The sequence below is a fragment of the Amycolatopsis tucumanensis genome, from assembly GCF_021654135.1.
GTDB lineage: Bacteria > Actinomycetota > Actinomycetes > Mycobacteriales > Pseudonocardiaceae > Amycolatopsis_E > Amycolatopsis_E tucumanensis.
The window spans coordinates 15,024-28,621 of the sequence record NZ_JAKGSD010000058.1 but is presented as its reverse complement, the minus strand read 5'-3'; the positions used below and the strand labels follow the sequence as shown (position 1 = coordinate 28,621).

Annotated in this window: 16 protein-coding genes; 7 read left to right on the top strand and 9 right to left on the bottom strand. The window is 72.5% G+C overall.

Going from position 1 to position 13,598, the window contains the following annotated elements; genetic code table 11:
• Positions 1–39: 39 nt before the first annotated feature.
• Positions 40–816, bottom strand: a complete 777-nt coding sequence (locus L2C96_RS36815; protein WP_237339471.1) for an IclR family transcriptional regulator — start codon at positions 814–816, stop codon at positions 40–42.
• A 147-nt stretch (positions 817–963) separates the two neighbouring features.
• Here L2C96_RS36815 and L2C96_RS36810 point away from each other — a divergent pair, with 147 nt between their 5' ends.
• Both L2C96_RS36810 and L2C96_RS36805 read left to right on the top strand, forming a co-directional pair.
• Positions 964–1,680, top strand: a complete 717-nt coding sequence (locus L2C96_RS36810; protein WP_020421184.1) for a CoA transferase subunit A — start codon at positions 964–966, stop codon at positions 1,678–1,680.
• Between the two features lie 2 nt (positions 1,681–1,682).
• Positions 1,683–2,324 carry a CoA transferase subunit B gene (locus L2C96_RS36805; RefSeq protein ID WP_037323002.1) on the top strand — a complete coding sequence of 214 codons (642 nt, stop codon included), beginning with the start codon at positions 1,683–1,685 and terminating at the stop codon, positions 2,322–2,324.
• 338 nt (positions 2,325–2,662) lie between these two features.
• Here L2C96_RS36805 and L2C96_RS36800 read toward each other — a convergent pair whose 3' ends face one another.
• From L2C96_RS36800 to L2C96_RS36790, 3 genes are all read right to left on the bottom strand, one after another.
• Entirely contained in the window at positions 2,663–3,250 is a 588-nt protein-coding gene (locus L2C96_RS36800; protein ID WP_237339470.1) for a hypothetical protein, read from the bottom strand.
• A 130-nt stretch (positions 3,251–3,380) separates the two neighbouring features.
• Positions 3,381–3,779, bottom strand: a complete 399-nt coding sequence (locus L2C96_RS36795) for a cupin domain-containing protein (protein WP_020422050.1) — start codon at positions 3,777–3,779, stop codon at positions 3,381–3,383.
• Between the two features lie 11 nt (positions 3,780–3,790).
• Complete coding sequence (locus tag L2C96_RS36790) at positions 3,791–5,191, bottom strand: APC family permease (protein ID WP_237339469.1); 1,401 nt, start codon at positions 5,189–5,191, stop codon at positions 3,791–3,793.
• A 215-nt stretch (positions 5,192–5,406) separates the two neighbouring features.
• Here L2C96_RS36790 and L2C96_RS36785 point away from each other — a divergent pair, with 215 nt between their 5' ends.
• Genes L2C96_RS36785 through L2C96_RS36775 form a run of 3 tightly spaced genes read left to right on the top strand, consistent with a single transcriptional unit; the run spans position 5,407 to position 8,038 of the window.
• Positions 5,407–6,645, top strand: coding sequence for an acyl-CoA dehydrogenase family protein (locus L2C96_RS36785; RefSeq protein WP_237339468.1), 1,239 nt, complete (start codon positions 5,407–5,409; stop codon positions 6,643–6,645).
• Positions 6,642–7,574, top strand: a complete 933-nt coding sequence (locus tag L2C96_RS36780; protein ID WP_237339467.1) for an alpha/beta hydrolase — start codon at positions 6,642–6,644, stop codon at positions 7,572–7,574. Before L2C96_RS36785 ends, L2C96_RS36780 begins: the two co-directional genes overlap by 4 nt.
• Positions 7,571–8,038 carry a flavin reductase family protein gene (locus L2C96_RS36775; protein ID WP_237339466.1) on the top strand — a complete coding sequence of 156 codons (468 nt, stop codon included), beginning with the start codon at positions 7,571–7,573 and terminating at the stop codon, positions 8,036–8,038. Before L2C96_RS36780 ends, L2C96_RS36775 begins: the two co-directional genes overlap by 4 nt.
• A gap of 1 nt (position 8,039) precedes the next feature.
• On the opposite strand, the gene L2C96_RS36770 is transcribed toward L2C96_RS36775, so the two are convergent.
• Positions 8,040–8,657, bottom strand: coding sequence for a TetR/AcrR family transcriptional regulator (locus L2C96_RS36770; protein WP_237339465.1), 618 nt, complete (start codon positions 8,655–8,657; stop codon positions 8,040–8,042).
• Between the two features lie 485 nt (positions 8,658–9,142).
• On the bottom strand, positions 9,143–10,114 hold the full coding sequence (locus tag L2C96_RS36765; protein WP_020422043.1) for a GlxA family transcriptional regulator: 972 nt from the start codon (positions 10,112–10,114) through the stop codon (positions 9,143–9,145).
• A gap of 130 nt (positions 10,115–10,244) precedes the next feature.
• On the opposite strand from L2C96_RS36765, the gene L2C96_RS36760 reads away from it, so the two are divergent.
• Positions 10,245–10,703: a DUF2269 family protein gene (locus tag L2C96_RS36760; protein WP_017984222.1), complete on the top strand. Its 459-nt coding sequence runs from the start codon at positions 10,245–10,247 to the stop codon at positions 10,701–10,703.
• Here the strand turns inward: L2C96_RS36760 and L2C96_RS36755 are convergent.
• From L2C96_RS36755 to L2C96_RS36745, 3 genes are all read right to left on the bottom strand, one after another.
• A complete protein-coding gene (locus L2C96_RS36755; protein WP_237339464.1) occupies positions 10,700–11,080 on the bottom strand; it encodes an STAS domain-containing protein in 381 nt (126 codons plus the stop codon). The two genes, L2C96_RS36760 and L2C96_RS36755, sit on opposite strands and share 4 nt — an antisense overlap.
• 87 nt (positions 11,081–11,167) lie before the next feature.
• A complete protein-coding gene (locus L2C96_RS36750; RefSeq protein WP_237339492.1) occupies positions 11,168–11,584 on the bottom strand; it encodes a hypothetical protein in 417 nt (138 codons plus the stop codon).
• Positions 11,585–11,688: 104 nt separating this feature from the next.
• Positions 11,689–12,651 (bottom strand): sigma-70 family RNA polymerase sigma factor, encoded by a 963-nt coding sequence (locus L2C96_RS36745; protein ID WP_237339463.1) that lies wholly within the window; start codon positions 12,649–12,651, stop codon positions 11,689–11,691.
• 63 nt (positions 12,652–12,714) lie between these two features.
• Between L2C96_RS36745 and L2C96_RS36740 the strand changes: the two genes are divergently transcribed.
• Positions 12,715–13,515 (top strand): alpha/beta fold hydrolase, encoded by an 801-nt coding sequence (locus L2C96_RS36740; RefSeq protein ID WP_020422038.1) that lies wholly within the window; start codon positions 12,715–12,717, stop codon positions 13,513–13,515.
• Positions 13,516–13,598: the final 83 nt, after the last annotated feature.

Below are 13,598 nucleotides of genomic sequence, written 5' to 3'. Positions count from 1 at the left end.
CCCCTGCCGACCTGCGACACCCGAACACCGGCGCCCGCGTCAGAGCCCGCCGCGCTGCCGGTCCGCGCGCAGCGTCGTCGTCAGGGCGTGGGCCTCCTTGAGCAGCAGCGCGCCCAGTTGCGCCCGCCGCGGCTCGCGGAAGCGGGACTCCACCCCGGTCAGCGTCAGCGCCCACGCCAGCTCCCCGGACGAGCCGAACACCGCCGCCGCCATGCCCCAGCTGCCCTCGACCACCAGGCCCGGGTTGACGGCGTACCCCCGCTCCCGCGTCTCGGCGATCCGTTCCCGCAGCGGCCCCGGCGCGTGCGCCTCGCCCCACCGCTCCGTCAGGTCGACCCGCGCCAGGTAGTCGTCGATCTCCCGGTCGGACAGCAGCGACAGCACGACGAGCCCGGCCGAGACCACGCCCAGTGGGAACCGCGCGCCCTCGTACAGCACGAACGACCGGATCGGGAAGTCGCCGTCCTCGCGCAGCAGGCACACCGTTTCGTCGCCGCGCCGGGCGGAGAAGAACGCGCTCTCCCCGGTCGCCGCCGCGAGCCGGTGCACGCTCGCCCGCGCGTGCTGCGTCACGTCGTAGCGCGCGGCCGCCGACTCGCCCAGCAGGTACAGCTCCGGGCCCAGGTACCAGCGGCCGTTGCGCTGGTCGCGGTCGACGAACCCCTCGTCGGCCAGCGCCGCCAGCAGCCGGTGGACCGTCGGCCGGGCGAGCCCGGTCAGCCGCGACACGTCGGAGGTCGACGCGCCGGGCTCGCCGGCCGCGGACAGCGCGCGAAGCACCAGCGCGGCCCGGCCGATCAGATGGGCGGGCGGCATGTCCCCATGGTACGTCCACTCAGTGAACGCCATGCCTCGAGTCGTTCACCTGACGAGAGATCCAGAAGGCGCGCTTGACCGGGTTTCCCCAGGTCGTCTTGACTGCGGGCAGGTGCTCATCCCACGGACGCTCGAAGGAGAGTTCACGTGTCCAAGGTGTTCGGCGCGGCCGCCGACGCGATGGCAGGCGCGCTGCGCGACGGCATGACGATCGCGGTCGGCGGCTTCGGTCTGTCCGGCATCCCCTACGACCTGATCGAGGTCGTCCGCGAAGCCGGGGTCAGCGACCTGACGATCGTGTCGAACAACATGGGTGTGGACGGCAAGGGCCTCGGGCTGCTGCTGGAGAACAAGCAGGTCCGCAAGGTGATCGCGTCCTACGTCGGGGAGAACAAGCTGTTCGCGCAGCAGTACCTGGACGGTTCGGTCGAGGTCGAGTTCGCGCCGCAGGGCACGCTGGCCGAGCGGATGCGCGCGGGCGGCGCCGGCATCCCGGCGTTCTACACGAAGACGGGCGTGGGCACGCCCGTTGCCGAGGGCAAGCCGCACGCCGAGTTCGACGGCGAGACCTACGTGCAGGAGCGCGGCATCGTCGCCGACCTGGCGCTGGTGCACGCGCACACCGCCGACCGGGAGGGCAACCTCGTGTACCGGATGGCGGCCCGCAACTTCAACCCGGTGGTCGCCACCTGCGGCCGGGTGACCGTGGTGGAGACCGAGGTCCTGCTCGACGGCTACGTCGACCCGGACCTGGTGATCACCCCCGGCGTGTTCGTGGACCGCCTGGTGGTCGCCACGCCGCGGGAGAAGGAGATCGAAAAGCGCACGGTGCGCCCGCGGGCGCTCGCCGGGACGGAGGCGTGACCATGGGCTGGAGCCGCGACGAGATGGCCGCGCTGGCGGCGGCGGAACTGCGCGACGGGGACTACGTGAACCTCGGCATCGGCATCCCCACGCTGGTGGCCAACCACATCCCGGACGGCGTCCGGGTGACCCTGCAGAGCGAGAACGGCATCCTCGGCCTCGGCCCGTTCCCGTTCGAGGGCGAGGAGGACGCCGACCTGATCAACGCCGGCAAGCAGACGGTGACCGTCCAGCCCGGCGCGAGCTTCTTCGACTCGGCGACGTCGTTCGCCATGATCCGCGGCGGGCACATCGACCTCGCGATCCTCGGCGCGCTGCAGGTGGCCGCCAACGGCGACCTGGCGAACTGGACCGTGCCCGGCGCGCTGGTGAAGGGCATGGGCGGCGCGATGGACCTGGTCGCGGGCACCAAGCGGATCATCGTGATCACCGACCACGTGGCGAAGGACGGCAGCCCGAAGATCGTCGAGACGTGCACGCTGCCCCTGACCGGCGCGGGCGTGGTGGACCGGATCATCACCGACCTCGCGGTGCTGGACGTGACACCGGAGGGCCTCCGCCTGGTGCGCCTCGCGCCGGGCGTCACGGAGGAGGAGCTGCGCGAGAAGACGGGCGCGAAGGTGCTGGAGCCGGTGGCGGGGTAGGACTCCGCACGGGTGGGACCGTTGGTTGCCGGTCCCACCCGCTCGCGGCGCGCTCTGCGGCGGCGGCGCGGAGCCATGGCGCTGCTTGCCGGGAGGGCCGCCGGGCGGCCCTCCCGGCGGCGATGCCGCCCACGAGCAGCGCGTCCGGCAGCGGCGCTCGGTCGTGGCGTGGCTCGTCCGGCAGCGGCGCTCGGTCGTGGCGTGGCTCGTCCGGCAGCGGCGCTCGGTCGTGGCGTGGCCCGTCGGCAGCGGCGCTCGGCACCGTGGCCGCGGCGTCGGGGGTGGTGGTACCCGGCGGTCACCATGACCACCACCGCGCCAACACCACACACCGGGGGTCAGGGCATGCGCCACACCAGCGGATTGCCGTCGTAGTCGTTGCCGTCGTAGCGGGCCGCCACCACCAGGGCGTCCGGGGACGTCGCGTCCAGGTCCGCGTTCTCGTACCGCGCGCCGGGGTGGTCGAAGTCGCCGGGGGACAGGCGTGGGGCGCAGCTCGGGATGTCGCCCGTGATGAACGTTCCCGTGGTCTCCCCGTCGCCGACCAGGGCCTCCAGCTTCGGGCCGACCTTGGTGCCGAAGTCGATCCCGGTCAGGTTCTCCACGGTGTAGCGGATGCAGTACGGCGCCAGCCCCTGCGCCCGGTCCCCGAACGCGGTCCGGAACTCGTTCTGGTCCGCCTGCTCGATCGCGGTGACGGTGATCGCCAGCAGGCCCTCGTCGATCCCGTCGGAGTAGCTGACCACCGCGCGCTGCCCGACGGTCAGCGAAGTGCCCGGCGGCGTCGTGGGTTCCACGATGGGCGGCGGGGCGCTGCTGCTCGTCGCAGGCGGGGCCGGAGCGTCCGAAGAGGACGATCCACACGCCGAGGCGGTCAGCGCCGCCGCCACCACCGCTGCTGTCCGGAAGAAAGATCCACGCTTCACGCGGATCATGATGCCGTAGCCGATCAAGGCGTTCCGCAGCCGCCGGTCCGGCAGAGCTCGATCCGTCTCAGGTAGAGCGAGCCGTCGCGCTGCTCAACGCTGAGCGCAGGGCGACTCGCACATGACCTCCCTAGAACGGCTCGCCCGTCCGGACGTCCACCGCCGAGCCGCGGTCGTTCGTCTCCGACGGCAGCTCCACGGGGCTCGGTGACGGTTCGCTGATCAGCTCCACAATGTAGTGCGTCACGGCGTGGTCCTCCAGGTTGCGGATCCGGTGCGGCGTCAGGGGTCCGCCGCTGCCGACGGTCTTGAACGCCACGTACCCGGCCTCCGCGGTCTGCCGCAGCGTCCAGTCCTCGTCGCCGAGGCGCTGCGCCTCCGCGCGGCCCGGGTCCGGCCAGATGATCAGGTGGTCGTGGTGGTGCTGGTGCCAGTCGTACATCCCGCGCGGCGGGAGCGTCATCGACCACACGCGCACGCGGTCGTTCTCGAACACCAGCGTGTCGCCGGGATTGGGGGTGTAGCTCATCGGACTTCCTTTCAGGCCAGAGCCGGTTCCTCGGTGACGGTCCGGGTCCGCGCCGCGAGCCAGCCGTAGACCGCGGCGACGACGAGGGACAGCGGCAGTGCGCTGATGACGGGCGAATCGCTGCCGGTGATTTCCGTGTAGTGCGCGACGATGACCACCCCGCAGCTCACCAGCGCCACGCACGCGATCGACGGCGCCACCCGCACCGCCCACGTGGACCCGCTGATCCGCCCGCGCGCGGCCGCGGTGACGATGCTCGCCGAGCACGCCGCCATCAGGTAGATGATCGCCAGCGCGGTGATCCCGGAGACCGCGGGGAAGAACGTCGCGATCGGATCGGCGCCCGCCACCGCGAACGGCACCACCACCAGCACGCACACGACCAGCTGCACGGTCCCCGCGGACACCGGCGTCCGCCGCCGGTGGTGCACCCGGCTCAGCGACCGGGGCAGGAACCCGTCGCGCGCCAGGGAGAACATGTACCGCGACGCGATCGCGTGGAAGGACAGCGCCGCGGCGAAGAAGCTGAACGTGATCATCAGGCTCAGCACCGGCCCGGCCCACCCGCCTAGGTAGGCGGTGATCGCCGAGACCAGCAGCGCGCCGGGATCGGCCTGCGCCGCCGCGGAGGCGTCCGGGAACGCCGCCGCGATCGCCCACATGACGAACACGAACGTCACGGCCAGCACGATCAGCGCGGAGTACGTTGCCCGGCCGACGTTCCGCCGCGCCGACCGCGCCTCCTCGCCGTAGATGGCGGCGGCCTCGTACCCGGCGAAGGACAGGATGCAGAACACCACGGCGAGCCCGAAGTTCCCGCCGAACACGGTGCCCGGCGCGAGCACGTCGAACGAGAACCCGCCCGGCCGCCGCACCAGCACCGCGATCGCGAACGCCAGCAGCACCGCGAACTCGGTCACGGCCACGAACACGTTGACCTTGCCCGCGATCGTCACGCCGAAGTAGCCGACGACCCAGGTGGCCGCCACCGCCACCAGCGCGATCACCCACCATGGGACGTCCACCCCGAGGTAGGCGGACAGCCCGGCGTGGCCGAAGTACCCGACGGCCACGGACATCCCGGCCGCCGCGACGTTGTAGGCCAGCGTCGCCACGAGCGCCGACGCGCCGCCCATGCGACGGCCGAGGCCGAACCCGATGTAGGCGAAGTAGGCGCCCGCGTTGACCACCTGGCGGCTCAGCGCCACGTAGCCCGCGGAGAACACCAGCAGGATCGCCAGCACCAGGACGAGCACGCCGACCGTGCCGGTGCCGGCGCCGAACGCGAGGCTCAGCGAGAGGTTCGAGGCGACCGCGGTCAGCGGTGCGGTCACCGCGATCACCATGAGGATCATGTCGAAGATGCCCACCGCGTTGGGTCGCAACCGGTGGTGGTTTCCGTCTGGGTTCATGAGCACTCCTGGACATCCGGGGTGAATGGCGGTCCCCCCACCACGCCACGGAACAGCGCTCGCGAATGGTCGATACGGTATCGTCGCGTCCGAGCAGCGTACGCCGGGCGCTCCCGGCGTGTCCAGACTCTTGTTGGTCCGCTCCGGACGAGTTACCGTGGTCGAGACGATACCGTCTCGTCCATTTCTTGATTCCTCCCGGAAGGACGGCGTTCATGTCCGTTTCCACGCAATTCCGCGAAATCCCCGCCTGGCCCTCGGCACCCGCGAGCTACGACGAGGTCGTCGAGCGCGCCAGGGCGCTCCGGCCGCGCATCGCCGAGCTGGGCGTCGAGGTGGACGCACGCGGCGTCGATCCCACCGAGGCGATGCGCCTGCTCGGCGAGGCCGGTCTGCAGCGCGCGAACGTCCCCGTCGAGTTCGGCGGTCTGTGGACGGGCGGCACCTTCGCCGGCTGGGACCGGGTGGTCGAGGCGGCGCTGGAGGTGACCGCGGGCGACGGGTCGACCGGCCAGTGCTGGTCGACCACCGCGCTGCAGGCCCGCGAGGTGATGTCCGCGCCGCTGCCCGCGTCGACCAAGCAGGCGCTCGCCGACGAGCTGATCTCCGAGGGGCGCCGGATCGTCGCCTCCAACGCCGAAACCGGCGGCACCGGACCGGTCACCGGCCGCCGGGTGGACGGCGGGGTGGTCGTCAACGGCGTGAAGACCTTCAACACCAACAGCGGCGGCGGTGGCCGCGACCTGGCGAACGTCAGCTTCCGCCTCACCGGGCCGGACGGTGCGACAACCCGGCACCACGCGCTGATCCGGCTCGACGCGCCCGGCGTCGAGGTGCACGGCGACTGGGACAACATGGGCCAGCGCGGCACGATCAGCCAGACCATCACCTACGCAGAGGTGTTCGTGCCCGACGGCTGGCACTACGCGGCGCCCGAGTCGGAGGTCGTGTTCGTCGACCTCGTCCTGCCCGGCCACGCGCTGCTGCTGCAGGGGATCGGCGAAGGCGCGTACGCGGCGATGCTGGAGTACCTGCGGGGGCTGAACCGCGCGAGCATGCCGATGTTCGCCTCCGCGATGGAGGACCCGCTGATGCACCGGCAGATCGGCGAGATGGCCGCGGAACTCGCCGCCGGCCGCGCCTACCTGCTGGACACCTGCCGGAAGCTGGCGAACTCCGACGACACCACCGACCTGCGCGCCCTGATGACCGAGTTCTTCAAGGTCAAGGTCGTGTGCACCACGGCGGCGCTCGACGTCACGGCACGCGTGCACGACCTCACCGGCGCGCGCAGCACCGCCAACAAGTACCGGCTGGACCGGTTCTGGCGCAACGCGCGCACGTTCGCCAGCCACGACAGCATCGACGCCAAGAACGCGTTCGTCGGCGCCGCCGAGCTGAGCGGCGAGATCCCCGACGCCGGCCGCTACCTGCCGGGGGTGCGCAAGGCATGACGCTGCCGCACCCGTCCGACGTCGCCTTCGCGCGGCCCGCCTCGCACCACATGGCCGACCCTCGCTTGTGGACGGTCCGGCCGGTGCGGGTCCTCGACGACGCCGAGTCGTACCTGAACGTCAAGTACGCGATCCCGGTCGGCTGGCGGCCGCTGACGCTGGACCTGCACGTCCCGCTCGGCGCGACCGGCCCGGTGCCGGTGGTGGTCTACGCGCACGGCGGCAGTTTCCTCGGCGGCGTCAAGGAAATGGGGCCGTGGGCGAGCCTGCCGCGGTACGGGATCGCGGTGGCGTCGGTGGACTACCGGCTCGCCGGCGAGGCGCGGTACCCGGAGCCGGTCGAGGACGTGCTCGCCGCGATCAGGTGGGTCCGCGTCCACGCCCACCGGTACGGGCTGGACCCGGCGCGCGTCGCCGGGTGGGGCAGTTCCGCCGGCGGGTACCTGATGGGGCTGGCCGCGCTCACCGACCGGATCGGACGGCCGGTCGGCGACCACCCGGCGGTGTCCGCGCGGCTGTCCGCGGTGGTGCTGCACTACCCGGTCACGGACTTTTCGACGATCACCGAGGACGCGTTCGAGCCGACGGAGGCCGGTCTGCGGAACATGGTCGACGTCGGGTCGCAGTTCTTCGGGTTCCCGCTGGCTTCGCGGCCCGGTGTGGTGGCCGGGGCGGCGGTGTCCCGCGCGGTGGCGGCGGCGTCGCGGGTGCCGCCGTTCCGGATCAGCCACGGCGACGCCGACCGCCGGTGCGGGCTGGGGCAGAGCAGGCGGCTGCACGAGGCGGTGCTCGCCGCGGGTGGAAAGTCCACTTTGGAGGTCGTGCCGGGCGCGGACCACGCGACGGCGGTGTTCAGCAGCCCGGAGGTGGTTGGCCCGGCGGTCGAGTTCCTCCGCGGCGCGTTCGAGCTGGAAGGAGTGGCGACATGATCGACGGGAGCACACTGCGGGCGGCGTTCGGCCAGTTCCCGAGCGGGGTGGCGGCGGTGTGCGCGCTGGTCGGCGGTGAACCGGTGGGCATGGCCGCGAGCACGTTCACCGCCGTTTCCCTGGACCCGCCGCTGGTTTCGGTGTGCGTGCGGAAGGAGTCGCGGACCTGGCGGACGTTGCGGGCGGCGCCGGAGCTCGGGGTCAGCGTGCTGTCGGCCGGGCAGGGCGGGATCTGCCGCAGCCTGGCGATGCCGGAGGGGGACCGGTTCGCCGAGGTGCCGTGGGTGGCGCGGGGCAGCGCCGTGCTGGTCGAGGACAGCGCCTTGCAGCTCGAATGCCGGCTGACCGGCGAGGTCGACGCCGGGGACCACGTCATCGCGCTGCTCGGGATCACGGCGCTGACGGACTTCCCCGGCGCGGAGCCGGTGGTGTTCCACCGCAGCACGTTCCGGGTGCTGCGGTGAACTACCTGCGGCGCTTCTTCGCCGGCCGCGCGCCGAGGAACGCCAGCGTCGAATCGGTCAGCGTCGCCAGGAACTCGGGCGTGATCTCGGTGCGGCGGACGGTGTAGCGCCAGTAGATCGGGGCGGCGAAGATGTCGAGCGCCAGTTCCCGGTCGACGTCCGGCGGCAGCTCGCCCCGGGCGATCGCGCGGTCCAGCACCGGTTCCGCCTTGGCGCGGCGCGGCTCCTCCAGGTGCTCGGTCATGGCCTTGGCCAGTGCCGGGTTGCGCTTCGCCTCGGCGGTCAGGTCGGGCAGGATCCGGCCGAGGCGCTCGTCGCTGAGCCACTGCACGACCATCTCGAAAGCGCGCTCGATGTCGCCGCGCAGGGAGCCGCTGTCGGGGATGTCGACCAGCGGGACGCTCAGCTGGGAGACCGCGTCGGCCACCATGTCCTGCTTCGACGGCCACCGGCGGTACAGGGAGCTCTTCCCGACCTCCGCCCGCCTGGCCACGCCGTCCATCGAGGTGCGGGCGTAGCCCTTCTCGGCGAGTTCGTCGATCACGACCTCGACGATGGCGTCCGTGAGCTCGACACGTAGCACGGCGGCGCCACTGGGCGCGCGACGGGTCCGGGTCATGTCCCGGACAGTACCAGGAGTGGACGGGACGGCCCCGTCTCGATCGTTGGCGTGGTCAGGATCGCCCTTTCACTGGGAGGAGCGGTCGGGTGGGTGGACGGCTGGACGGGAGCGACCTGATGCTGAGCCGGGAGATCGGTGCGCCGGTCGAGGAGGTGTTGGCCGACGTCACCGATCCGGAGCGGACGGCCCGCTGGTTCGGCCCGTGAGAGGGCGACGGCGCGCCGGGCCGGAAGGTTTGGTGCCTCGCTGGGTAGGTTCCCTTTGCTGACCGCAGCGCGGTCGGTGTCAGCTGGAGTCGACGCACCGGAATCGGCCGTGGAGCCGCTGCTGCGAGGGTTCGCGGGGCCTGAGCCGGTTCGCCGCGGGAATCGAAACCCGGCTCGGGTGGCTGTTGCGAAGACGACCGCGGCTGGGCCGGTTCCCGCCGCTGGAGCGCGGCGGGGTGGCGCTTGTGCTGACAGTGCGCCAAAGCCCCGGCACCGCTACGAAGGCGTGCCCGGCTGCGCCGGTTCCCGCCGCTGGAACGCCGCCCGGTAGGCGTTCGGGCTCGTGCCGACCACCCGCCGGAACCGCTCGCGGAACGCGGTCGGCGAACCGAAACCCACCTGCCCCGCGATGCGGTCCACCGGGTGCCGCGTCGTTTCCAGCAGGTACTGCGCCTGCCGGATGCGCTCACGGTGCAGCCACTGCAGCGGCGTCGTCCCGGTCTGCTCGCGGAAGCGCCGGTTCAGCGACCGCGTGCTCATGCCCGCCCGCGCCGCGATGTCGTTCAGCGTCAGGTCCCGGTCGAGGTGGTCGGTCATCCACCGCAGCACCGGCTCCAGCACCGAACCCCGCGGCGCCGGCGGCTGGTCGTGCACGATGAACTGCGCCTGACCGCCCTCCCGCTCCAGCGGCATCACCGACAGGCGCGCCGCGTCGGCTGCCACCGCCGAACCGTGGTCGCGCCGGATGAGGTGCAGGCACAGGTCCATCCCGGCCGCGGCGCCCGCCGAGGTGAGGAACTGGCCGTTGTCCACGTACAGCACGTCCGGGTCGACCTCGATCTCCGGGTGCCGCCGGGCGAGCAGGTCCGCGGCCACCCAGTGCGTCGTCGCGCGCAGGCCGTCGAGCAGGCCGGTCGCGGCGAGGACGAACGCGCCAGCGCAGACCGACGCGATCCGGGTGCCGTCGGCGGCCGCCTTGCGCAGGGCGTCCAGCACGTCCTCCGGCACCGGCACCGTCGGATCGGCGCAGCCGGGCAGGATGATCGTGTCGGCGTCGGCGAGCGCCTCCAGGCCCCACTCGGCCCGGACCGTGAACGTGCCCGCGCTGACCTCCGGGGTCGGGGCGCAGACGCGCACCCGGTAGGCCGGGCGCCCGCCGGGCAGGCGGGTCCTGGTGAAGATCTCGATCGGGGTGGCCAGGTCGAACGGGACCACCTGGTCCAGCGCCAGCACGGCGACCGTGTGCATGGCGACACCGTAGGTCCTCGCCATGTCGCAGCGCCAGGACCGCCCTGGTCAGCGGGTTGGCGAGAATCTTGTGGAAGTTGGCCATCGAGCCAGTTCCGGTGATCACCGGCGGCCGTTACCGTCCCGGGGCGTGACGAAGGTACTGCTCTCCCTCCACGTGCTCGCGGCGCTGGTCGCGATCGGCCCGGTCACCGTCGCGGCCAGCATGTTCCCCGCCGCGACCCGCCGCGCGACCGGCGGCACCGACCACGACCTCGCGGTGCTGCGCACGCTGCACCGCATCTGCCGGGTCTACGCCGCGGTCGGCATCGCGATCCCGGTGTTCGGGTTCGCGACCGCGGGCAGCCTCGGCGTGACGGGCGACGCGTGGGTGATCGTGTCCATCGTGCTGACCGCGATCGCGGCGGCCGTGCTCGTGCTGGTGGTGCTGCCGCGCCAGCAGGGCATCCTGGACGGGATCGCGGAGCAGGCGGAACCGGAGCCACGCGCCCCGGCGCGACTGGCGATGTACACCGGGATCTTCAACGTCCTGTGGGCCGTAGTCACGGTCCTGATGATCGTCCGCCCCGGCTCGACGACCAGCGCCTAGGACTTGCCGGAGAGGTACTCCCGCGCCGCCTCGCGGGCCTCGTCCAGTGACGCGGTGATCGTGAGGATCCCGTCGAGGCCGGTCATCTCCAGCGGCCGCGTCACGACCGGCGTCGGGCAGACCAGCGCGAGCGCCTGCTCCGCGGAGTGGCACTCGGCGGCGGTCTCGACCAGCACCGCCAGGCCGAGGGAGTCCAGGTGCTCGACCTCGGACAGGTCCAGGATCACGGTGGTGAGCGCGACCGGCCCGACGCTGTCGCGGGCGTCCTTCACGGCTTCGCGCACGCGGGGCGCCGTGGTGAGGTCGACCTCGCCGACGATGGTGACGATGACTTCGCTGCCCTCGCGCGTCCAGCGGGTGGCGAAGGCCTGCGGCACGGATCTCCTCCATCGTCGGTCAGTTCAGCCCGGACACTCTAACCGCCGTCGCCGGTGGCCCGGTTCCCGGACCACCGGCGACCACCGTCACGCCGGTTCCGTGACGTGCACCGCGTCCAGCGCCGGACCGTCCGGCGTGACCGGGGCGGCGACCGGGACATCCGCCCACAGCACCGTTTCGCCGCGGCGTGGCGTCATGCCCCACCTGGCGGCGATCCCGTCGAGGACCCGCGCCGACGTGCCGAGTTCCCCGCGGGCGGGTGGCTCGGCGGCGATCGTGACGTCGACGCGGATGGTGTCCGCGCCCGCCCAGCCCAGCCGCAACGTGAACGGCTGGCGCGTGGACAGCCAGGCGATGCCGGCGATTTCATCGGTCACCAGCAGCGCGTCGACGACGTGTTCCTCGCCGACGCCCGCGAGCATGACCCGCACCCGCCGCCGGAGGGCCGCCAGTTCGGACGGCCCGTCCACGACGCTGGTGAACCGATCCGGCCGATGCACCATGTCATCCACGATGCATCACCTCCTCCGCTGACTCGTCAACCGGAGGATCATCGGTTTACCCAGGGTCACCGACAGTAAACCGGTCCACAGAGGACCGTGCCCGTTCAGTCCAGCGCGTCCGGCAGCCCGAACACCGCGAAGTGCTCCCGCGCCACGAACGACGTGATCTCCGCGATCCGCCCGTCCCGCGGCCGGAGCACGTTGATCGACCAGCTCTCGAACGCCCCGCCCGGCGACGAGCGCAGGTACGACGCCACCGCGGGCAACCCGTTCGCGGAGATGATCCGGTGCCGCCACGAGCCGCAGGACGCCAGCGGGTACCGGCGCGCGAAGGACATCGCCGCGTCGATCCCGCGGTACCAGTGCGGCATCGGCGGCATCGACCACGTCACGTCCTCGGTCAGCAGCGCCACCAGCGCGTCCGCGTCGCCCCGCTCCAGGGCACTGGCGTAGTCCGACGCCAGCGTCCGCACCCGCGCGTCCGACGGCGCCGGCTCCCGCGCCGGCACCACGCGCCGGGCCCGTTGCAGCGCCGAGTTCACCGACGCCGCCGAGGTGCCCATCATCGATGCGATCTCGGCCGCCGAGAACCCCAGCACCTCGAACAACACCAGCGCCGCCCGCTGGTTCCCCGGCAGGTGCTGCAACGCGGCCACGAACGCCAGCTCGACCGCCTCCCGCTGCTCGGCCCGCGCGTCCGGCCCCGTCGGGTACGGCCCGAGCCACTCGACGTCCGTCCGCGGCGAGTCACCGGCGACCACGTGCTCGCTGGACGGTCCGAGGTCCATCGGCAACGCCCGCCTGCCACGCCGCTCCACCGCGTCCAGGCAGGTCCGCGTCGCCACCGTGTACAGCCACGACCGCAGCGACGCGCGCCCCTCGAAGCGCGCCAGCCCCCGCCACGCCCGGAGCAGCGCCTCCTGCAACGCGTCGTCGGCGTCGTGCGCCGACCCCAGCATCCGGTAGCAGTGCGCGTGCAGCTCCCGCCGCAGCGGCTCGACCAGCCGCGTGAACGCCGAGTCGTCCCCGGCGCGCGCCCGCTCCAGGTCAACGGCCAGTTCCGTCACGAGCGATGATTCTGCCCCACGCCGGCGGTCACACCTGTGAACCCACTTCCCGAGGAGGATCCGATGTCCCAGATCGCCGGCACACTCCGCGTCCCCGGCGCCGAGCTCTACCACGAGATCCGCGGCCACGGCCCGCTCGTCGTGCTCGTCGGCGCACCCATGGACGCGCGGTCGTTCACCCCGCTCGCCGAGCTGCTCGCCACCGACCACACCGTCCTCACTACCGACCCGCGCGGCATCAACCGCAGCCCGGTCGACGACCCGGACCAGGACTCCACGCCGGAGATGCGCGCCGACGACCTCGCCCGGCTCATCGAGCACGCCGACGCCGGCCCGGCCGTGGTGCTGGGTTCCAGCGGCGGCGCGGTCAGCGTCCTCGCTCTCGCCCAGGCGCGCCCGGACCTGGTCACCACCGTCATCGCGCACGAACCGCCGCTGAGCGACCTGCTCCCGGACGCCGAGCGGATCCGCGCGCAGGGCGAGGAGGTCATCGCGACCCACTTCGGCGGCGACCCGGTCGGCGCCATGCGGAAGTTCCTGGTGATGGCCGGCATCGACCTCCCGGAGCCGGTCTTCCAGCAGTTCTTCGCCCAGGAGCCGAGCCCGCGGGACCGGGCCGACGCGGACTTCCAGTACGCGCACATGTACCGCCCGACCACCCGCTGGATCCCGGACTTCGACGTCCTGCGCACCCGCCCCGTTGTGGTCGGCATCGGCACCGAGTCCGCCGGGCAGCTGTGCGAACGCACGTCGGAGGCACTGGCGAAGGAGCTGGGCGTCGAACCGGTCCGGTTCCCCGGCGACCACACCGGCTTCGCCGGCGACCCGGCCGCTTTCGCCGCGCGGCTGCGTGACTTCCTGTGACCGGGCGGTCGAAGGTCTCAGGACGGTAAAGGTCTGCACCCGCCACTGGTCTTCCGGCACTGTGGGATCTAGGTTGCCAGGGA